Source organism: Armatimonadota bacterium (assembly GCA_037138755.1).
Lineage (GTDB): Bacteria > Armatimonadota > Fimbriimonadia > Fimbriimonadales > Fimbriimonadaceae > Fimbriimonas.
Genome location: JBAXHT010000003.1, coordinates 325,483 through 345,509 on the forward strand (window position 1 = coordinate 325,483; position 20,027 = coordinate 345,509).

At 54.7% G+C, this 20,027-nt stretch carries 18 protein-coding genes; 1 reads left to right on the plus strand and 17 read right to left on the minus strand.

The genetic code is table 11. The features are described from left to right. Nucleotides 1-3: 3 nt before the first annotated feature. From ftsA to WCK51_13945, 16 genes are all read right to left on the minus strand, one after another. On the minus strand, nt 4-1,215 hold the full coding sequence (ftsA, locus tag WCK51_13870) for a cell division protein FtsA (protein ID MEI7577975.1): 1,212 nt from the start codon (nt 1,213-1,215) through the stop codon (nt 4-6). Beyond that, nucleotides 1,212-1,619, minus strand: a complete 408-nt coding sequence (locus tag WCK51_13875; protein MEI7577976.1) for a small basic family protein — start codon at nt 1,617-1,619, stop codon at nt 1,212-1,214. Before WCK51_13875 ends, ftsA begins: the two co-directional genes overlap by 4 nt. Next, on the minus strand, nt 1,616-2,425 hold the full coding sequence (locus tag WCK51_13880; protein MEI7577977.1) for a DUF881 domain-containing protein: 810 nt from the start codon (nt 2,423-2,425) through the stop codon (nt 1,616-1,618). Before WCK51_13880 ends, WCK51_13875 begins: the two co-directional genes overlap by 4 nt. Beyond that, nucleotides 2,334-3,074 carry a hypothetical protein gene (locus WCK51_13885; GenBank protein ID MEI7577978.1) on the minus strand — a complete coding sequence of 247 codons (741 nt, stop codon included), beginning with the start codon at nt 3,072-3,074 and terminating at the stop codon, nt 2,334-2,336. Before WCK51_13885 ends, WCK51_13880 begins: the two co-directional genes overlap by 92 nt. Next, entirely contained in the window at nt 3,058-5,412 is a 2,355-nt protein-coding gene (murC, locus tag WCK51_13890) for a UDP-N-acetylmuramate--L-alanine ligase (GenBank protein ID MEI7577979.1), read from the minus strand. The genes WCK51_13885 and murC overlap by 17 nt, the downstream gene beginning before the upstream one ends. Continuing rightward, on the minus strand, nt 5,409-6,473 hold the full coding sequence (locus WCK51_13895) for a UDP-N-acetylglucosamine--N-acetylmuramyl-(pentapeptide) pyrophosphoryl-undecaprenol N-acetylglucosamine transferase (GenBank protein MEI7577980.1): 1,065 nt from the start codon (nt 6,471-6,473) through the stop codon (nt 5,409-5,411). The genes murC and WCK51_13895 overlap by 4 nt, the downstream gene beginning before the upstream one ends. Then, nucleotides 6,418-7,647, minus strand: a complete 1,230-nt coding sequence (locus tag WCK51_13900; GenBank protein ID MEI7577981.1) for an FtsW/RodA/SpoVE family cell cycle protein — start codon at nt 7,645-7,647, stop codon at nt 6,418-6,420. Before WCK51_13900 ends, WCK51_13895 begins: the two co-directional genes overlap by 56 nt. Further along, nucleotides 7,644-8,975 carry a UDP-N-acetylmuramoyl-L-alanine--D-glutamate ligase gene (gene murD / locus WCK51_13905; GenBank protein MEI7577982.1) on the minus strand — a complete coding sequence of 444 codons (1,332 nt, stop codon included), beginning with the start codon at nt 8,973-8,975 and terminating at the stop codon, nt 7,644-7,646. The genes WCK51_13900 and murD overlap by 4 nt, the downstream gene beginning before the upstream one ends. Then, nucleotides 8,975-10,021 (minus strand): hypothetical protein, encoded by a 1,047-nt coding sequence (locus WCK51_13910; protein MEI7577983.1) that lies wholly within the window; start codon nt 10,019-10,021, stop codon nt 8,975-8,977. The genes murD and WCK51_13910 overlap by 1 nt, the downstream gene beginning before the upstream one ends. A gap of 114 nt (nt 10,022-10,135) precedes the next feature. Beyond that, a complete protein-coding gene (murF, locus tag WCK51_13915) occupies nt 10,136-11,500 on the minus strand; it encodes a UDP-N-acetylmuramoyl-tripeptide--D-alanyl-D-alanine ligase (protein ID MEI7577984.1) in 1,365 nt (454 codons plus the stop codon). Continuing rightward, on the minus strand, nt 11,481-12,953 hold the full coding sequence (locus tag WCK51_13920) for a UDP-N-acetylmuramoyl-L-alanyl-D-glutamate--2,6-diaminopimelate ligase (protein ID MEI7577985.1): 1,473 nt from the start codon (nt 12,951-12,953) through the stop codon (nt 11,481-11,483). The genes murF and WCK51_13920 overlap by 20 nt, the downstream gene beginning before the upstream one ends. 3 nt (nt 12,954-12,956) lie before the next feature. After that, nucleotides 12,957-14,654: a penicillin-binding protein 2 gene (locus WCK51_13925; protein MEI7577986.1), complete on the minus strand. Its 1,698-nt coding sequence runs from the start codon at nt 14,652-14,654 to the stop codon at nt 12,957-12,959. Continuing rightward, nucleotides 14,638-15,012 carry a hypothetical protein gene (locus WCK51_13930; protein MEI7577987.1) on the minus strand — a complete coding sequence of 125 codons (375 nt, stop codon included), beginning with the start codon at nt 15,010-15,012 and terminating at the stop codon, nt 14,638-14,640. Before WCK51_13930 ends, WCK51_13925 begins: the two co-directional genes overlap by 17 nt. After that, on the minus strand, nt 15,009-15,911 hold the full coding sequence (gene rsmH, locus WCK51_13935; protein MEI7577988.1) for a 16S rRNA (cytosine(1402)-N(4))-methyltransferase RsmH: 903 nt from the start codon (nt 15,909-15,911) through the stop codon (nt 15,009-15,011). Before rsmH ends, WCK51_13930 begins: the two co-directional genes overlap by 4 nt. Then, complete coding sequence (locus WCK51_13940) at nt 15,908-16,426, minus strand: hypothetical protein (GenBank protein ID MEI7577989.1); 519 nt, start codon at nt 16,424-16,426, stop codon at nt 15,908-15,910. The genes rsmH and WCK51_13940 overlap by 4 nt, the downstream gene beginning before the upstream one ends. Nucleotides 16,427-16,823: 397 nt before the next feature. Continuing rightward, entirely contained in the window at nt 16,824-16,955 is a 132-nt protein-coding gene (locus WCK51_13945; GenBank protein ID MEI7577990.1) for a hypothetical protein, read from the minus strand. 59 nt (nt 16,956-17,014) lie between these two features. Here WCK51_13945 and WCK51_13950 point away from each other — a divergent pair, with 59 nt between their 5' ends. Next, the gene (locus WCK51_13950) at nt 17,015-18,958 is read left to right on the plus strand and encodes a homocysteine S-methyltransferase family protein (GenBank protein MEI7577991.1); all 1,944 of its coding nucleotides are present in this window, start codon (nt 17,015-17,017) and stop codon (nt 18,956-18,958) included. Nucleotides 18,959-18,975: 17 nt separating this feature from the next. Here the strand turns inward: WCK51_13950 and WCK51_13955 are convergent, their stop codons facing one another. After that, entirely contained in the window at nt 18,976-20,001 is a 1,026-nt protein-coding gene (locus tag WCK51_13955) for a hypothetical protein (GenBank protein ID MEI7577992.1), read from the minus strand. Nucleotides 20,002-20,027 lie beyond the last annotated feature (26 nt).

The following is a 20,027-nucleotide window of genomic DNA, read 5'->3' on the forward strand; positions in this document are numbered from 1 at the left end:
GTCCTACTTACCGCTTAGAATCGACCAAAACCCACGCACTTTATCCTGCCAGCTCTCGCCGCCGCTGATTGTGCTGAGGTCATCGTGAGCTTGCAGAATGAACTGTGCCGCACCAAGCGAGGCCGCCATTCCGCTCGCATCTTTGCCTCCGAGCAGCCGAGGTTCAGCCGCCCTAACTGGAAGCTCTTGGAAGATCTGACCAAAGAGCTCTTCAATGCCTTTGAGCTTCGCCCCGCCGCCGGTGAGCACGACTCCGCCGGGAACTGACTTGAGATAACCGGCCTTTTCGACGTGTACTTTGGCAATCCGCCCGATTTCTCGCATCCGGCTCTCGATGATCTCGCAGAGTACGCGGCGTTGCATTGGGCGTGGATTGGGTTGACCTTGCTGCTGAACTTCGATCGCATCGCGCTCTGAGATTGGAGCGGCAAGGGCTTGGCCCTCTTGGACCTTGAGCCTCTCGGATTCTTCTAACGAAGCGTTCAGTAGTTGGCTGAGATCGCTCGTGACATTGTCTCCTCCGGCGGGAATGCTACAGGCGAATGCGAGCGAGCCGCCGGCAAAGATGGCGAGGTCAGTCTTGGTTGCACCGATGTCGATGCAGATGGCCCCTTTTGCGATTTCATCAGCGGTGAGAATCCCTAAACCAGATGCGAGAGGTCCAAAGATGAATTGATCAACCTTTCGGTGATTCAATGTGAGTGCCCGCTCGAAGAGCTGGACATGCGCACCTTGACCGGTGATGAGGTAGCTATTTACTTCAAGTTTTGAACCTGGAAGCCCAACGGGATCCATCACCATCTTTCCGTCATCAACACGGAAACCACGCGGGACGGTCTGAACCTGCAGCCGTTCCGAAGGAAGGAAGCCCGCTTTGGAGTGGTTCACAACTTCCATCACGTCTTGCGAGGTTATCGTACGGTTACGCGGGATGATTGGCTTGAAGCCTTGTACTGTCACTCCTTCGACCTGGGCACCAGAGATGGTCACAACGGCGGCATCAATGGACTCGCGTCCGAGGTCGTTTGCCAAGTGCCGCAGTGCAGTATCGACAGTCCGTGCGACTCCGTCGAGATCGACGATTCCGCCTTTTTTCATCCCCCGGCTATCTACCCGAATCATGCCGCTGATCTCCAGCTTTCCTTCGCCCGACGATTTCGCCGCGAGGGCAACAGTTTTTGATCCTCCGAGATCAATGACGACACATTCTTTCATTCAGTCACACCTTCCATGGATTGTTCAAGTTGCTTTTCGCGCTCCTTCTTCCGCTTTGCGATCCAGTCCGTGGCCCGCACCAACAGGTAGCGACGAAGGAGGCTCAAATTGGTGAAAATCCTCATTCCCATCACTAGTGCAACCACCATATAGAGGTTGATACCGATCTTGTCGCCCAACCAGGCAATAAAGAAGGCGATGAGGACGTTAGCGAAAAAACCGCTGAGGAAAACGTCGGTTTGAAACTTGCTCTCGTAGGCAGAGCGCATTCCACCCAGAACAGTATCCAATCCGGCTAGACACGCGACCGCAAGATACTGGGCTGTACTATCACCAACGCGCACCTTGAGTGCCAGTGCCAGAGTGGCACCAAGCAGAAGGGCGATGATGGGGACGAGAATCACTTCGTAGCCTTTGGAACAGATGCGTGTTTCAGCGCAGTTGCACCCAAGTATGCCGGAATTCGGATCGACTTTTCACGCTGAATCTGGATCATCGTTGGGCTGGCCCCCGTGATCTCGGTCATGATTCCCCCCGAAATGGTGAACCCGTTGTATAGTGTGTCGACCTCGCCGATGGCGAGAATCGTATAGGGAGCTGCCAGCGGCACCCAGTTCACGAGGATGGTTGTACCTGCGCACCGAATCGGAGAAGTGCTCACCAATCTCTGTCCGTTGACAGAGACGGCCTCAGCCCCGGAAGCAAAAAGCTCATTTGTCACCCTAAGAACGTCTATGTCGTGAATCAAATCCTGCTCGCCTGGTAAACCTCCCGCCCTAGCGTTGTCTTTCAATGTCACTTTGACGCCAGCACCTTCGACTTCGGTTACTCCGGCAAACAACTTGCTTGACTGAAGCTGATCATTCAAAGTCGCCGATCCACGCCCATTTTCTGAAAGAGCCTTTTCCAACGATGTCGCCCGTTTCTGAAGCCTTTCAACTTCTTCTTTCATCCCGACGTAGCTGGCGAATCCGACTTCGTTAATGAAGCCGCGCTGGTTCTGATCCGGCGTGAGAAACCTTGATCTACCCATCCTGTTGCCTTCATTCAGCCAAGAAACCACCAACATGAACCCAAGTAGCGCACTCAGGCCACTGACGGGGATCACCCACTTTTCGTTATGGATTCGGCTGAAAGGGTTTGTCATCTTGATTCGGAGTTTTGATAGGTCGTACAGAAGGATGATCGGGAACCATGAGGTTGAGTTCATGGACACTCTTTAACAACGTCGGGCGATCGCGCAGGAGTCCCAGAAGAATATCGATTTTCTCCGGTAACTTGTCTGGCTTTCCAAGGACGACTTTTCCGCCTTCAATATCCAACCGGACGGTTCCCGTTTCCAAAACTTCCACTTTGGCGTTCGGAAGTTTCTCACCAACGATTTCGCACGCTCCTGCGATGCTCCGGAAGTCCGTAACCCCCATGAGCGTAGCGGAAGTGACCTTGAGCAGCGGAGCCAACGTGAGTGAAACGAGCTTTTCGCCCTGCTCTGGATCCGAGAAGAACTCGCCGTCAGCATCTAGCAATGCCCCGCCACCCACTGACGCGACAGCCTTTCGGTAAGTCAGTTCAAGCCTCGCACTACCGAAGATGTTTCGGCTAAACTGACACTTCTTAATCCTGGACTGCCCGAGAAAAATTTGCTCGACTTCCGCAGTTTCGAGTTGCATCGCGGGAATTCCCTTCACAAGCTCTTGGACTCTTTGCAGCCTCAATCGCTCGCTTTTACGCACGCCGCTCAGATTGATATTTCTCACTGCAGTTAATGGGCTCTTGTAGCTCGCAACAACCAGATTCACAAGCAATGCCGTGATCAGGATCGCGGCCCAGTTGATAACGGTTTTACGCCGTTTTCGCATGGCGGTTTAGAGCATCCTCCACGATGCGTGTGCAAAGTTCCTCAAAGGTAATCCCCGCGGCTCGGGCAGAATTCGGGAGAAGTGAGGTCGCGGTCATCCCGGGCAGTGTATTAACTTCAAGGACGAAGATGTCGTTCCCCCGAACGATCATGTCGGTTCGGGTAGCCCCTTCGCACCCAAGGGTTGTATGGGCTAAGACGGCGATTCGTTGGGCTTCTGCCAATAACCCGTCCGAAAGTCTGGCAGGGACAATCTCTTCGGTGGCACCAGGCGTGTACTTGTTGGCGAAGTCATAACCGCCGCTTGCTGGGCAGATTTCGACCGGCGGAAGTGGGACACCACAGAGCACGGGAACCGAAATCTCCATCCCGCGAATCCACTCTTCGACCAAACAGCCTCCTGGGTATTGGAGGGCCATCCGGACTCCTTCAGAAATCTGATCCGATGTGTCTGCAAACGTCAGTCCAACCGTCGAACCCTCCCGATTGGGCTTCACGATAGCTGGAGCTTGGACGGTAATCGTTTCGCTTAGATCGTTGATCCATTGGCCCTGTGGGCACCTGATGCCAACGGTGGCGAGAATCTGCTTAGTGCGGTTTTTGTCCATCGCAACCGCACTGGAGTAGATTCCGGAACCCGTGTAAGGCACGTGCATCAGCTCAAAAAAGCCTTGTATCGCGCCGTCTTCGGCGTGGTTACCGTGGACCGCCAGAAACGCAACATCCGGGCGAATTGAGCCAGTAAAGTCGATGACATTCCCTTTTCGCAAAAGGCACTCGGTGACGTCGATTAGTTCTGCATCGAATCCTGCGGCATTCAAAGCTTTCGCAATTGCGTTGCCCGAGAGAATCGAGACTTCCCTTTCCGAGCTATCCCCACCGTACACAACGGCGACCTTTCTGCTAGGATTTGCTTCGCGCTCGATCTCGCGAATGAGGTCTGGAGCGAACTCGCCAATCGTTCCGGCACCCATTCCAACCACCACATCACCTGGTTCCAGAATCCGCTTAACTTGCCTCGGCAGCAGGTGGCGCGACGGAATGTAGCGCATGGGTTTTGTAACCCCCTCTGCGATTCTCGCACTCGAAACGCCGGGTATCGGTGCTTCCCGAGCCGGGTAGATATCGGTGAGGACGACAAAGTCGGCGGCGTTGAGCGCAGATGGGAAATCCGCGATGTGCTCAAGCGTTCGGGAGTACATGTGCGGTTGGTAAACAACGACGAGCCTACGTCCTGGATAGCGTTGCCGGACGGCCTGGATTGAGGCTGCGATCTCGCTTGGGTGGTGAGCATAGTCATCGATCACCGTAATTGGACCCTCGAGCAGAACCTGCAACCGCCGCTCTGCGCCGCCGAACCGGGCGATTCCCATTTCGACGGCGTCTAGGTCAACAACCGTCTCTTCATCGTTGAGCAAGCTAGCGGCCGCCAGTGCTCCGGTTGCATTCATCCGGTTGTGGTCACCCGGCAAGTTGAGCTTTAGAAGCTTGCCAGCATCGCTCTCGCTGGCGTTGATACCGAACCCAAATTTGTTAAAAGTCTGCTGGAGCCACGCTTCGGAAAGGCCATAGGCGAGGCACTTCACGTCGGTCAGTTCGGCAATCTCGGACGCTCCTCGATCATCGGCGCAGTAGACCAGTCCTCCGCTTGGCGGAATCTTGGAGACGAACTTCACCATGCTGTCCCGCAAGTTTTCATACGAACCGTGGTAGTCGAGATGATCCGGCTCCAAGTTGGTCAGCAGAACGATGTGGGGGTTGATATCCGCGTAGGCTTCGTAGGCTTCGCAAGCCTCAACAACCGCGTACTCACCTTTTCCTTCCCGAATCGGCCCTTCCCAATCCAGAATCGCGGCCCCAACGACGACGAGCGGGTCAAGTCCAGCGGCGATCAGACCAGCTCCCAGGAGTCCGGTAGTGGTGGTTTTTCCGTGAGTTCCGGTGACGGCAATGACTTTGTACGGCCGAAGTAGCCAGCCCAAAGCTTGTGAACGACGCACGATTGGCAATCCCTTTTTGCGAGCTTCCGTAACTTCGGGAGACTTGTTAAGGTCAACCGCATCGGTGACAATCAAGGCACAGTCATGGTAGCCGCTGACAAACTCCCGCAGAGCGGTTGCGGAGTGACCGACATGAACCTCGATTCCTTCGTCCCGGAGTCTTTCGACTTCTATTGATGCTGCCGCATCTGAACCGGCGACGCCAAACTTTCTATGCTTGAGCATCCTTGCAAGAGCCGACATGCCCGCGCCGCCGATTCCGACCATGTAGAACGAGCGACAAGCATTGAGCGCATCAGTCGGTGCGAACTCAGCTTCAATCTCCGTTCTTTTTCTCATCTCGTCGCCGCGCGTTTGATTTCATCCCAAATCTGAACCGTCGCACCAGGAACATCCCATTCAGCAAGTACCCGCTCGGCATCCCCGGGTTCATCAGCAAACCACTTCAGAATTTCTCTCGCGATGGTGTCCGGAGTGGCTTGAATTTCGCCTACCCGCTCATCCTGGGTCAGCACGGATGCTCCCCCAAACGATTCAAACTCCTTTGCATTATGGAACTGATGATCGTCGGCTGACGACGGTAGCGGGACCAAAATCGAAGGAATTCGCGCCATGGCGTATTCGCTGATACCGCTTCCGCTCCGCGCAATAATGAGCGAAGCCCGGCGATAAGCGTCAGCGAGGACGTCCGCCTCGAGGTACGGGCGCATATCGTAACCGGCGATTCCTTCGGCAAGATGCTTGAACTGGTCGTACTGAGTCTTGCCAGCCGAGTGAATGATCTTTGCTCCGTCAAGTTTCGGTGCAACCAACGGCATCACCTCGTTCAGAAACTTCGCGCCACCTGAGCCCCCAAGGACCAAGACATACTTTTCTTCCGGCTGTCGTTTTGCGACAGCCTCCCTCAGCTCTTGGCGGATCGGGTGGCCGGTTCGTACGACTTTGCAGCCAGGAAGAGCTCCCGAAGTCCAATGAAAGGTACTCGTAACCACCCGAGCGTCCTTCGCAAACATCCGAAGCGACCGCCCTGGAATCGTATCGCATGCATGGATGGCAAGAGGAATCCCGAGTTGCTTGGACGCCCGCATCACGGGCGCACTTGAGTATCCACCTGTCGAGAAAACCACATCCGGCTTCCACTGTTGTAGCTTCTTCTTAGCCACGAGTGATGCCCGAAACAGACCGATAAGCGCCTTGATCCCGGCAGAAGAAAAAGGAGAATACACGGGGCCAGAATCTAACCCGACGAACTGAATTCCCCGCTCTTCGCAGGCCCTGCCTTCCATGCCCCGGTTAGAGCCAATATAGAGGAGATCGGCTTCTTCTTGGGCAATCCGGCAGACCTCAAGTGCTGGATAAACGTGTCCGCCGGTTCCCCCGCCGGTTACGACGACGCGCATTGGCGACCTCCTTTTCTGCTGCTTCAGCGGCGGTTGACCAGCTCAGTCGATCGCTGATCGCGATCGCAATCCACAGCGCGAGCAAACTCGACCCGCCCGCGCTAACGAATGGGAACGGAATTCCAATTGCCGGAATCGTAGCGTTTGCCATCAACATGTTCGTACATGCTTGCACACCGATCCACCACGCGACTCCGCTCATAAACAACTTTTTGAACTTGTCCTCCGTCTTCTGAGCAAGTTGAAGCAGGCGCATACTGATTGCGCCAACTATTCCGAGGCAGAGCCAAGGACCCCAGACGCCGCACTCTTCGGCGACGGTTGCCATAATGAAGTCGCTAGTCGTCGCGGGAATCAAATGCTTCGCTCGTCCAGTCCCGATTCCAGTCCCAACGATGCCCCCGCTCGCCATCGCGAGTTCGGAGTGAATGGTTTGGAAGCTCTCATCATTAATGTGCTCGCGCAGCCAGCGATTGGGGTGAACCATGAAGCGAGAAACTCGGTACGGCTCCTTCACAACCGCGCCGAGCAGACAAACGCCGAGGAGGGCTGGAACGATGACTTTGGATTTAGTCGTCATTGGTGCCGAGAAGAACATAGCCATTGCCGTAACCAGCACAATACAGGCAGTTCCAATATCCTTTTCGTGCTCGATCATTGCGACTGCCAAGAGGATGAGGAAACCGGGCAGTAGTCGTCTGATCTTAGGGATCACGACTGCCGCCTCCAGAGTCTTCTCTTTCTTACGTTGCTCCCATGTCTCGTCCCATTCCTTCTTCTTGGCCAAGACGCCTGCCAGGTATAGCACGGAGGCTACCTTCATGAACTCGGCGGGCTGAATTTGAAGTGGACCGATACGGAGCCAGCGAGTTGCCTCGTTGGTGGTTGTTCCCATTTTCTCAACCAGGATGAGGAGGAAGAAAGCGGTTCCGATTCCCCACGGGGCAAACTTTTTCCAGCCCCCTGGAGAGACATTTCGGAGCACGAAAAACGCTCCAACGGAAGCGATAAGGGCGAAGATTTGCTGGATAAATGGCTTAGGCAGTATCCCGGCTCCAATGCGCATGCTTTGGGCGTAACCAGCATCGAGAATGTAAAAGAGCCCGATGACACTGATGGTCATCGCCAACCAGAAAAGGGTGGTGTCGCCTCGTTTTGCAGTCCTTGCTCTCATTGCGTCAAATCCCTGACGTCCTGGCAAAAAACGTCGCCTCGGTGGCGGAAATCTCGGAACTGATCCATGCTCGCACATCCTGGTGCAAGCATCACGATCTCACCATCCTTGGCTTCCTTCGCGGCGGCGTCAAACGCCTCCTTCATTGTATCGTAAACCTGCCACTTTTGCGAGAGTTCTTGGTTGATTTGGCTTGCATCTCTCCCGAAGAGATAGATTTGGTGCGGCTTATCTTGGAGGTAGTCATTCAGCGGGGCGAATGGGAGGTCTTTGTTGACTCCGCCGACGAGGACATGGACTCGCTCGGTTCCCAGACTTTCGATCGAGGCGACCACTGCAGCCGGGTTCGTGCACATCGAGTTATTGATGTACTTCACCTTTTTTACCTCCTCGACAAATTGCATCCGATGCGCCAGTCCGGGAAACTCTCGGAGAGCTTCGAGCGCCTCTTTGGGGAGGACGGGCTGGTTTCTATTTGCTTCCCTCTCCGTTCGGTACACCCGAATCGCGTCCGAATCAGGTCGATTGGTGCTGAGCCATTCCAGAGCGGCGATCGTGAGTGCGGCGGCGGTTTCGGCGTTTCGGAGGTTATGCGTGCCGATCACCCGGAATCCAGCAGGATTTCCCCAGTCTTGATTCAATGGTCCTGCAATCAGCTGACCTTCGATGCGACCATCGACTTTGACGTTTGCATGTTCAAAAATTCGCTCCTTCGTTGCGGCGTAGTCGTCGAACGAGTCGTACCGATCCAGGTGGTCGGGAGTGATCGTCGTGATCGCCGCCGCAATCGGTGCGAAGTCTCGCACCCATTCAAGCTGGAACGATGAGATTTCGGCAACGAGCACCTGATCGGGAGTTGATTGATCGGCAGCATCGGTGAGGGGCATCTCTGCGAGACCGGAGCCAAAGATGTTTCCGCAAAGCACGGCTGCAACTCCTGCTGCCCGGAGCGCGACAACCGTCATTGCCGTCGTCGTGCTCTTGCCGTTGGTGCCAGTGATGGCAATGATCGGGGCCTTGGAAATTCGATAAGCGAACTCGACCTCACCGATCACTTTCTCCTTTTGAGATTGGAGGGCGGCGTGGCGGTGGTCGATAGCGGGGTTGACAACGATGAGGCTCTCGGGAGTTAAAGTCGGAAATGGAGCACCGAGGCTGAGGGCCGCGCCGAGGGTTTCCGCCTCCTCGGCAAGCTCGGGTTTGCCAAGCTTCTCGCGAGGAGTTTCGTCGTATACGGTAACTCTTGCCCCCCGCGAGATCGCCGCCCGGGCGACGGCGAGTCCACTTCGACCCAGCCCGAAAACCGCGATGGATTTGCCCTTGAACATCACTTATTGACACTGAAGTAGGCAACCGTGATCGCCAGCATCGAGCACAGAAGCTGGAAAATGGCGAAGGTGAAAACAATCCGAGTCTCAGGCCAATGCGCCCAGCGCGGACTGGTTCGCTTGCGCACGATGTAGCTTTCAGACCCCTCGGTTTCGCCCGCCTTCAACTTGATCTCCTCGAAGGCGTGGTGGATAGGCGTGAATGGGAAGAGCTTCTTCTTGAAGACCTTGACCGAGAAGACTTGGAGCGGAACCGGAACGAGCTCGCAAATCATAGGGATCGACCAAATCAGTACGGGGACAACCAAACGCAAAGGCTCATACGGGCCAGAACCATCCCTGACTCGTACTGACGTGAATAGGAACCAAACTGCTCCAAGCATGGCACCAATCGGCAAGGATCCGACGTCACCCATGAACACTCTTGCTTTCGGGGCGTTCCAGTAGAGAAAAACAAGTAGCCCGCCTAGCATTCCGAAAAACGGGACGAGGGGAAAACTCGCCCTCATCCCTTGGACACTAGTAATGCCTATCAACCCAATCAACTGTCCGAGCAAGATCGTGCCAGCCAGCCCGTCCAGCCCGTCCGTAAAGTTGAAAGCATTCGCACAGAAAAGAATCCAAAAGATAGACAGCCCCAGTATCAGAGGATCCGCCCCGGCAAGAGCCATCGGGACTCCTGCGGCCAAAAGCTGCATAGCAATTTTCTGTTTCCAGCCGAGTCCTCGTTTCCCGGGCATCATTCTCGGCACGACATAGTCATCAAAGAATCCAATCAAGGCGAAAAGTGCCCCGATAAGCAGCAGCAAACCGTACATGAACGGGGCCTCTCCGAAAAGAGAAGCGATGAACATCCCTACCAGGATGATAAACCCGCCCATTGTCGGTGTTCCCTGCTTGGTCGCGTGACCTTCGAGGTGGCTAGAAACCGTCTGGCGAGACTTGGCTTTGATGAGCAGATTCAGTATCGGTTTGCTGAGAAGTGCGCTGACGACGAAGGCGATCCAGAATGCTTTGAGGTCTTCAGGGTGGATTGGGATGTTCATGCGTGGGCACCTTGCTGGAATCGCACGAGTCCCGCTGGCGAGGAGTTTTTCGGTTCCGCCGGAAGTTTGTTTTGTCGGAAAGCTAAAGCGCGGCTTGCACCTCGCACTCCAAAACTACTCGAACACTCGTTCGAGTTCGAGTGCCCTACTTCCCTTAACCAAAATCGTATCGCCTTCTCCAAAACCACTCAGTTCCCCACGAACCGCGCCGAGCGATTCAACCTTTACAAGACGATCCGAGGCCCCGCCACGGCGCAGGAATTCTTCTTGGATCAGTTCGGTTTCGTCGCCGAAGACGATTATCCGGTCGATCTTTGCCTTCGAAAGCCGTCGACCGATTGAGCGATGCGACTCCTCGCTCTCCTCGCCGAGTTCGCGCATGGTACCGATTACCGCCACTCGGCGACCGGCGCACGGGACTTCTTCGAGCGTCTGCAAAGCTCCCAAGACGGCGGGGGGATTTGAGTTGTAGTTGTCCATCACCAAGGTTGCGCCTTGGAAGCCCTTAATCTCCATCCGCAGAGGCGGAAGGACGGCGTTTGCGAGTCCGTTGCAGGCATCCGTCAAAGATGCGCCGGCTTCGGTCGCCGCCAGAATTGCTGCAGCCGCATTGTTAGCAAGGTGTCGACCAACGGTCGGCATCACGGCTTCCCATTTGGCTCCATCCAAGACCCCGCCGATCCGCGCTGAAGTCCAGTTTAGGGCCTGATATTCTGTGACTTGGCAGTCGGCGTTTCCGCCTTGTCCGAAGAGCCGAATCCGTCGATCTCCGGCAAGTGCGATCAAGTTCCCGAGATACTCGTCTTCTGAATACAGAATCGCAGTTCCATCCTCCGGAAGGGCTTCGATGAGCTCGCCTTTTGCTTTTGCAATTCCCTCACGAGATCCGACCATTTCGAGGTGCGCGTAGCCGATGTTGGTGATCACCGCGATGTTTGGAAGATTGAACGACGCGAGATGGGCGATTTGACCGAACCCGCGCATGCCCATCTCGGTAATCGCGACCTTAGTCATTGGGGTCATTTCTGGCCAAAGCAGTGGTCCGGTGAACTCGCTATTTCGGTTGCCTTGGGTTTTTAGGACTTCACCAAGTGAGGCGCAGGCGGCGGCGCAGAATTCTTTGGTCGTGGTCTTTCCCGCGCTTCCAGTGATGCCAATGACCGGTCCGGCGAACTCTTGGCGAAAAGAGCGAGCCATATTGGCGAGGGCTTCGACAACATTGGGAACCGCAATGGTAGCCCCGGCATCCAGGCGGGGCTCCCAAGAATCTTCGACCAGGGCAGCAACGGCACCCCGCGAAAATGCGTCCTCGACGTATGCGTGTCCGTCAACCCGCTCTCCCTTGATCGCAATGAAGAGATCGCCTGGTTTGACTTCACGGTTGTCTGTGGCGAACCCTGTAATTAGAGGCTCGGAATCCGCCTGGAAGGCGGGGTTACCTTGAAAGCGCAGGGCCAGATCACTTAGCGAGTAGTTCACTCAGAGCCTCCCGAGCGAGTTCGCGGTCGTCCATGTGAATCTTTTCGTGCCCAATGATCTGATAATCCTCATGTCCTTTTCCGGCGATCGCGACGGTATCGCCGCGTTTTGCGCTCTGAATCGCTCGTTTGATCGCGGCTGGCCGATCAGCAATTCGCTCATAAGTAAACCCGTCTGGTAGCCCGTTACAGACTTGATCCAGGATGGAATCTGGCTCCTCGGTGCGCGGATTGTCGCTGGTAACGATTACAACGTCTGAGTTTAGGGCAGCGGCAGCGGCCATGAGCGGACGTTTTGTAGCGTCCCGGTCTCCGCCGCAACCGAATACCGTAATCAGCCGTCCCGTCGTTACTTCCCGGGCGGCCGAAAGTAGCTTTTCTATGGCATCTGGAGTGTGGGCATAATCGACGATGACGCCGATTCCATGAGGGTTCTTGATCCCCTCAAACCGTCCGGGAACGGGGGTGACGGACGGGATGCACGCGGCAATCTCACTCACCGAATATCCGAGTGCGAGCACAGCTGAGATTGCGGAAAGAAGGTTTTCTACGTTGTACGACCCGCCAAGTTGGCTGTGGATCAGCACAGAGTCTCCTCGGAAACGGAGTTCCATCTCAATCCCGTCTACCCGAACCTCAATCGGAACTCCGACCAGATCGGTTTCGAGTCCAAAGTGAGTTCGGTAGCCAATTTTTGGCTCAGGAAGCTTCCTTGCCCACTCCGACCCGGTTTGATCGTCCAGATTGAGGCACTTGGTCAATGATTTGGTTGAAGGTAAATCCCCAAATAGCCGAAACTTTGCTCTCTCATACTCTTCCATCGAGCCATGAAAGTCGAGGTGATCTTGCGTCAGGTTTGTAAAGACCGCCACATCAAACTCAAACCCCTCAACTCGCTTTTGGGCGAGCGCGTGAGATGAGACTTCCATCACGGCCGCCTCGCACCCCGCGATCTGAGCGTCAATCAGCAGGTTGTAGGACTCAATCACAAAGGGCGTCGTGTTCGCCAACGGGCGAAGCTCGGAGCCAATTTTGAACCCGAGTGTGCCGATATAGGCACTAGGAAGACCAAGGGAATCGAGGAGTTGCTGAACGATCCATGCCGTCGTCGTCTTACCGTTCGTTCCAGTGATCCCGACCATTTTGAGGTCGCGAGTCGGGTGCCCGTAGAGGACATCGCAAAGTCGCCAGAGCGAATCCTCATAGTCTCTAAGCAGTACCGAGCAGGGCGCCAAATCGAGCCCCGTATCGGAAAAGACAACCACCCCTGTGGCCCCTGCCGCCAGAACATCCGCGATGAACTGGTAGGTGTCCGTTCGATCAGAAGGCATGGCTACGAAGAGATCACCCGGACGGATTTTGCGAGAATCCATGCTGAGTCTCGCAACGTCAGCGTCGCCTCGAAGCTCGTAGCCTTGGATCCCCGCAAGCGAAAGAAGCTCCGAAACAAGCATGGCTTACTGCTCTCGCGGGATGTTGAGGCGAGTGATGACTGACTTCGCAACATCCTTAAACACCGGACCCGCGACATCCGCCCCGTAAATCTTGCCCGCTTTCGGGTCGTCGATCATAACCAGAATCACTGCCTGGGGATTTCGTGCGGGAATCATGCCGACGAAGTTCGAGACATAACCCCGATTCTGACCCTTGGAGAACTTTTGTGCCGTACCTGTCTTGCCTCCGAGGCGATAGCCAGGAATCCGAAGGGTCGAACCGGTCCCAACGGAGGACATCACTCGCTCCATGCACTCCAGGGTGTAATCACATGACTGCTTCGAGAGAATCTGCTTGCCGCCGCGGATGGGTCGTTCGATACCATTCACACTTTTCACAAGGCGCAGAGGAACACGATTCCCATCGTTTCCGATTGCTCCGAACGCACCAGCGAGGGCAATCGGGGTGACACTCATCGCCTGACCGAATCCGAGGTTTGCAAGCTGAAGCGCCGGGTTGCCTTTGTCTCGATTGGCTCGAGACCGAATTTCGCCTTGAAGATCAAGACCCGTAGGGCTCTGAAGGCCCAGCTCCTGAATGTACTCAAAGAATCCGTCAACACCGATGGACTGCGACCAAGTCGCTGCGGCGACGTTACAGCTCTTTGCAATTGCCAAGGCGGGATCAACCGTTCCATGAGCTCGATTGCCGTGGTGCTCATCGCACCGAATTCGCGCTCTTGAGCCGATCATCAGTTGGCCGGAACAGTTCACCAGTTGTCCTTCCGAAATTGTTCCGTCGCTCACCGCTTTCGTCAAGGTGAGGATTTTGAAGGTTGAACCTGGCTCCAGAAGGTTTGTATAAGCGGGGTTCTTGCCATCAATCGGCGATAACCCCTGCTCGTTGGGATCCACGGCCGGCCACGACGCCACCGCCAGCACATCTCCGGTCTTGGGATCGGTTACGACCGCAACGCCGCTCGTCGCACGGTTTCTCTCCACAGCTCGCCGAACCGATAGCGAAGCGGCAGCTTGAATCTCACTGTCGATCGTAGTCACGACCTTCGCTCCGTCCTGTTTCACCACTTCCGGGGATTCGGAGCGCATTGGCAAAAACTCCCCGTTCTTATCTTGCAAGCCGGTCTGCTTGCCGTCGCGGCCGCCAAGAATGTTATTCAAAGAGGCTTCCAACCCGAAGCGCTGAACATTTTCACCTTCCTTGCCGCTGACGTGCTGCCGACCGACAAGGCCACTGGCCAACGCGCTAAGTGGATAGTTTCTGGCAGCAAGCTCGGTCAGAGTGATTCCAGCTGCGTCGAAGTCCTTTTTGACTTGTGCGACCTTCGACATTTGGAACTCGCTAAGCGTAATCGACCAGTCGCGTCCACCTTTCTGTTGATCTGCGAATTCGTGGGCGGGGATTCCGGATGCTTCCGAGAGGGCAATTGCGAAGCCAGGGGTATGAGGCACCTTCCCAAGGTCAACCTGGAGTCGCCACTGTTTCCAGTCTTGGGCCAGAGGCTTCCCGTCCGCCGTTTGGATCGTCCCTCGTTTCGCACGTGTTGTCTTCGTGACTTCGTATTTGCGAACGTCATTTGCCAGGTCTATCGTCTTCTGCTTCTCGAAAACTTGAAGTTTGACCTGCGACAGCGCAGTTCCCCCGAATAGGATCAGCATCCCGACGGGGGCGATATTGACTTTTTTCTTAGCGGCTCGCGACATAGGTCTTCTTCAAATCGAGTTGAGACCAGCCTCGTGATCGCGCCCAGTCCATCACGTTTTTCATCGATCCATCAACCGCGCTGGCGGTTCGATGCTCAAGCTCGCTCTCTCGCACCTGAGTAAGGACGGGTGAGAGCGCCTTGACGGATGCTCTTTGTGACTCCATCATCACGTGACCCGAGATCGCTCCAATGACGTAGGTGGCGACGAAGACCAAACCGAATACCCATGAACCTTGAACAGTCATGTTAAGAATCCGGTTCTGCGTTCTTGCCGAGACCTGTACTTTCGACTTTGCGATAGATTTTGCTCGTGGGCTAACTTCCTGTCGGCCCCTTGCGATTGTTGTTGCACTCATGATTTCACTTCCCTGCGAATCACTCGGAGCTTGGCGGACCTACTCCGGGCGTTACGACCAATTTCTGCCTCGGATGGAATCCTTGGCTTTTTGTCCACTAGGACAAAACCTTCTTGCGCGAGCTCCTGATAGGCTCGCTTGACGATGCGACCTTCGCCACTGTGGTAGCTCAAGATCGCTAGATTTCCGTTTTCGGCAAGCATCGAAGCCGCGTCCAAAATAGCTTCGCGCAGCCCGTCGAACTCGGCATTTGTCAGAATCCTGATCGCCTGAAAAGTTCTCGTCGCCGGGTGAATCCGCTTTTCTCTGGCGTTCACTGGGATGGCGGCCAGCACACACTCAATCAGGTCGTTTGTCGTGCGGAGTGGCTGCTCTTTCCTTCTCAGCAAAATTTTCTGCGCGATTCGGTGCGCCCACTTCTCATCCCCAAAGTCTTCCAAGGCATCTTGGATAGCTTGCGGCGACATCCGGTTGAGTAGCGCCGCAGCCGGCTCGCCTTTGGAGCGATCCATTCTCATGTCAAGCGGACCATCTTCCTTAAAAGTGATCCCTCTCGCAGGATCTTCGATCTGCGCAGAGTTCAAACCGAGATCAAGAAGGATTCCGTTTGGCCGAATTCCGTATTCGATCAACACTTCCTTCATGTCCCGAAAATCTGAGTGAACCAGGTGAACAGTGACCCCTTCTGGCTTGCCTACCCGCTGCTTCGCAATCGCGAGCATCGACTCATCCCAATCCAGACCGACCAAGATTCCGCCAGGGCGGATCGCATCGATAAATCGCATCGAGTGACCAGCGAGCCCAAGTGTTCCGTCGACCACGACATCGCCCGATTTGAGCGCGAGGGCAGCAAGAATCTCGTCGACCATCACGGGATCGTGAGCATAGGTGGCGGTCATCGCGTCACCCCGCTCTTGAGATCACGAATTGTCCGCTCCTCGTCGTAAGCGTCTTTTCTGAGCGAGTTCAGTTCAGCAGCCTCTTCGGCCCGGAACTTTGAAGGAGACTTCTGCCAAAGCTCGTAGTCGCTAGGCGACATGATCAAGAACTCTTCGCCGTTCGCGATCATCACGCACTTCCCGACGATTCCGCTCCATGAGCGAAAGTCAGCAGGGATCAGCAATCGACCAGCAGCGTCAACTTTTGCATCTCTCGCGTTCGACAAAAACGCCATTCGATACTTGGAAGCAGAGCGATTCCCTCGCGAGAAAGTCTGGCGAATGTCCGCCTCTTCCTCTTCAAATACTTCCTTGGTATAGACCCGGATGAACTTTTGGATATCTTGAACCAGCTTCACTTCGCCAGTGAATGCTTCCTTGAGTTCCTTCGTGAGGAGAACTCGACCTTTGGTGTCGACACTGCAGGGTTCGTTAAGGTTGATTGATGAGCGCAAGGGCGCAGGTTTTTTGCTCATCGTGTCTCCCTTCACATCGAGTTTCTTGGGGATAAGGAAGAGCCGCTCTGCATCCATGCATCGCGGCTCTAATTCTTCAGATTGGCACCCCAGCCTTTCCTGCCCCTGCGCCATTCCTTGGCTTCGGTGTGAATAGTATAGACACTACCTCTCCACTTTGCAACCACTTTTAACCACATTTTTTTAAAAGTTTTCCACACGTTATCCAATAAGTCGAAATGAGGGTATTTGTCTACTCTTAAATAGGAAGTTTAAGTAGACATATGTGCATCTTAATTGAAATCTTCTTTCAAAACCGCTGTCCTTAGAAACGACGATGGGCACCATTGTGAGTTCAATGATGCCGCATTTTGAGTTCTGATTTCGTATGGGTGGGAGAATTTCCCAAAAACACTCTCTAGACGAGGTGTTTTCGCTCTCGGAGGTGTTGATTGACCAAAATCGCGACGGACCAAACTCCAGCCGAGATGATGGCTAATGTTGCAAGGAGGGTCACAATCGTAGGCATATCAAGCTCCACTCTGGTCATTCCTTTGGGTCACGCCGGGGAACCTGGTAGCTTCCCCAGAAATCCGCCACAATAGAGATGTGAAGTCATTGCTACTCGACTGTCTTGCCGATCGCGTTCTCGTCTATGACGGAGCGATGGGTACGCAGTTGCAAGCAGCCGGGCTGTCGCCCGACGATTTCGTCCTGAATCCAGCCTTGTTGGGCACGAGTTCTGAGACAATAAAGGCGGTCGCCGCTCGACTCAACGGAGCTTCTCTCGACGGATGCAATGAGCTCCTCAACCTCACCCGGCCCGAAGTTGTTGCCGGCGTTCATGCCTCGTACTTAGAAGCCGGTGCTGACCTTATCGAGACCAACGCTTTCGGCACCATCAGTTACGTGTTAGGTGAGTACGACATTTCAGAACTGGTCTACGACCTCGCACTAGCCTCAGCAAGAATCGCACGCGAGCAAGCCGACCTCTTTTCAACTTCGGCAAAACCACGTTTCGTCGTCGGCGGTATTGGACCTGGTACGAGGCTTGTCTCGCTCGGCCAAGCATCGTTCCAGGATGTTGAGACCAGCTTCTTCGACGGCTTCCGAGGGATGATCGAGGGGGGAGCCGACGCTTTACTTGTCGAGACCACGCAAGACCTCTTGATGGTCAAAGCTTCAATCGTTGCTGCCGAGCGAGCGCTTGCGGCCTGCGAAAAGCGACTACCCGTCTTTGTTCAGGTCACCATGGAGCAGACCGGAACCATGCTCCTTGGGTCAGAAATCGGGGCTGCGCTTAACATGATCGAAGCATTCTCCTCAGTGACCGCCTTTGGGCTCAACTGTGCGACCGGCCCCGTCGAAATGACGCCCCACGTTCGGTTCCTTGGCCAAAACTCAACACGGCCGATTGCCGTTCAGCCCAACGCGGGACTACCAATCATGGAGAAAGGGCAAGCGGTTTACAAACTATCACCTGAGGAGCTCGGTCAACACCATCTGGAGTTCGTTGAGAAACATGGCGTCGCTCTTTGCGGCGGATGTTGCGGAACCACTCCAGCGCACATCAAAGCGATTGCGGAAGCGGTTGGTGGTCACAAACACACTGCGGATGCCCATTGGATTAAGGTTCGGAGCAGTTATCCGGGATTCGACTTCTCGACGCCAGACCCCAAACTTCCGACAGCTAACTCGCTCGTCGGGATTTCTTCGCTCTACCAGTTCCAACCTTACGATCAAGACACGAGTTTCTTGATCATTGGTGAGAAGACGAATGCGAACGGCTCGAAGGCTTTTCGAGAAATGCTGGCCGCCGAGAACTGGGAAGGTCTGACGGAGCTCGCTAGGGAACTTGAGGGCGAAGGTTCGCACGTTCTCGATGTGTGTACTGCCTACGTCGGGCGTAACGAGGAGCGCGACATGCGAACGTTGTTGAGCTATTACAACCGACATATCCAAGTTCCTTTGATGATCGACTCGACTGAAGTGAACGTGATTGAAGCAGCTCTTCAGACCGTCGCCGGGAAGCCGATTGTCAACTCGATCAACTTTGAGGACGGTGAGGAACGAACCAGGAAGGTGCTTGGACTTTGCCGCAAGTATGGCGCCGCGGTGGTTGGGTTAACCATCGACGAGAAAGGAATGGCAAAGTCGGCAGAGGACAAGTTTGCGGTAGCCGAGCGGCTAATCGCTAGGACTCGAGAGTTTGGACTGCCGGACCACGACCTCTTTATCGACACCCTAACGTTTACTTTGGGTTCGGGAGACGAAGAGTTCCGCGCCTCGGCGATGGCAACCATCGATGCGATCGCGATGTTGAAAGAGCACTATCCCGAAGTCAACACCGTCCTCGGAGTCAGCAACGTCAGCTTTGGTCTCAAGCCGGCACTGCGCCAGGTCCTGAACAGCACATTCCTCCACTTCGCCCGCGAAGCTGGCTTGACGTCGGCGATCGTCCATGCGAGCAAGATTCTGCCGGAGAACAAGATTGAGACAGACGTTTGGAAACTGGCTAGCGATCTCGTTTACGATCGTCGGGTGTTTGCCTAGGAACAAAAGACTCTCAACTACAGCTTGGGTCGGAGAGGGATATTTATCCACACGATAGACTGCCTCTCTTCGAACACCAGGCGCAAAAATCGGATCTCCTCAAGACCTTGTAGATCTAGAGCCATTAGAGCTCCATCCGGTCGCATCCAGCGGCCTTGGACATCACCATTTTTTTCAGTGCATGCTTCAAGCATTCCTGAGCCACTCATGCTCGGAGAAACTTCAAAGTACATTCTTCTCCACGGCACTGCAGGCACGCTTTTCGGAGCATCAACACGCTTGATCGTGTACTTTCCCACTTTGTTCTCGCGCCCAAGAGTAGTTTCAAACCATTCCGATTTTTGCCCCGTTTTCTTTGATACAGTAGTCACAAAAGGCATAGCAATTACCTGAGGATCAATCGAAAGCGCAGACACATTTAAGTCTCCTCCCCAAATCATCTCGTGTTTGTTCCAGTCCAACCCAATCTCTTGAATGGACTCTGACCATGAGGTGACAAACGAGTCCTTTTTGAGCACGAGGATTCGATTCAGCTTCTTGGCTTTCACCCGTGCGTTGTTTGGATCTGCCAATATCTTTCGGATCCGGTCCGTCAAGTTACTGTCTAGACGTCCACTCGCTTCCCAACACGAAGCTTCTTCGGTGATATCGCAAGCTCCGACAACCTTCATCCAAGCAGACTTCTGGTCTGCATTGTTTGAAAGATCAATGCGAAGATCTGATTTGGGAAGCTGAACCGTGTAAATCTCCTCCCACTTCTTCGCAGGTGGAGCTATAACTGGCTTGATTGGAGCTTCGCCCAGCGGGGTGCTGTTTGTCACCACTGCCGGTGGAACTACAGACTTCACGCGAATCTTGTAGTGATACTTCGCGTCTTTCGACGAGACGACAGAAGGCTGTTCAACTGTAGCAACAACGGCAGTATCGGACTCAATGTCAAACGCTATATTGCTTGGAGGTTGAGGGACTGAACTGCGGTTGTCAGAGCATCCAAACCCTGGTCCACATAACAGAATTGAATACACGAGGTACTTTCGCTCCATTTCTCCATTCTACACGAGCCTCAACT

Coding starts and splice junctions, on each gene's coding strand:
- murD (MEI7577982.1), bottom strand. CDS start 8,975: ATGTTCAAGGGCAAATCCATCGCGGTTTTCGGGCTGGGTCGAAGTGGA.
- WCK51_13900 (MEI7577981.1), bottom strand. CDS start 7,647: ATGAGAGCAAGGACTGCAAAACGAGGCGACACCACCCTTTTCTGGTTG.
- murC (MEI7577979.1), bottom strand. CDS start 5,412: ATGAGAAAAAGAACGGAGATTGAAGCTGAGTTCGCACCGACTGATGCG.
- WCK51_13895 (MEI7577980.1), bottom strand. CDS start 6,473: ATGCGCGTCGTCGTAACCGGCGGGGGAACCGGCGGACACGTTTATCCA.
- WCK51_13945 (MEI7577990.1), bottom strand. CDS start 16,955: ATGACCAGAGTGGAGCTTGATATGCCTACGATTGTGACCCTCCTTGCA.
- WCK51_13955 (MEI7577992.1), bottom strand. CDS start 20,001: ATGGAGCGAAAGTACCTCGTGTATTCAATTCTGTTATGTGGACCAGGG.
- WCK51_13925 (MEI7577986.1), bottom strand. CDS start 14,654: ATGTCGCGAGCCGCTAAGAAAAAAGTCAATATCGCCCCCGTCGGGATG.
- WCK51_13910 (MEI7577983.1), bottom strand. CDS start 10,021: ATGAACATCCCAATCCACCCTGAAGACCTCAAAGCATTCTGGATCGCC.
- WCK51_13920 (MEI7577985.1), bottom strand. CDS start 12,953: ATGCTTGTTTCGGAGCTTCTTTCGCTTGCGGGGATCCAAGGCTACGAG.
- WCK51_13885 (MEI7577978.1), bottom strand. CDS start 3,074: ATGCGAAAACGGCGTAAAACCGTTATCAACTGGGCCGCGATCCTGATC.
- WCK51_13880 (MEI7577977.1), bottom strand. CDS start 2,425: ATGAACTCAACCTCATGGTTCCCGATCATCCTTCTGTACGACCTATCA.
- rsmH (MEI7577988.1), bottom strand. CDS start 15,911: ATGACCGCCACCTATGCTCACGATCCCGTGATGGTCGACGAGATTCTT.
- WCK51_13940 (MEI7577989.1), bottom strand. CDS start 16,426: ATGAGCAAAAAACCTGCGCCCTTGCGCTCATCAATCAACCTTAACGAA.
- ftsA (MEI7577975.1), bottom strand. CDS start 1,215: ATGAAAGAATGTGTCGTCATTGATCTCGGAGGATCAAAAACTGTTGCC.
- WCK51_13930 (MEI7577987.1), bottom strand. CDS start 15,012: ATGAGTGCAACAACAATCGCAAGGGGCCGACAGGAAGTTAGCCCACGA.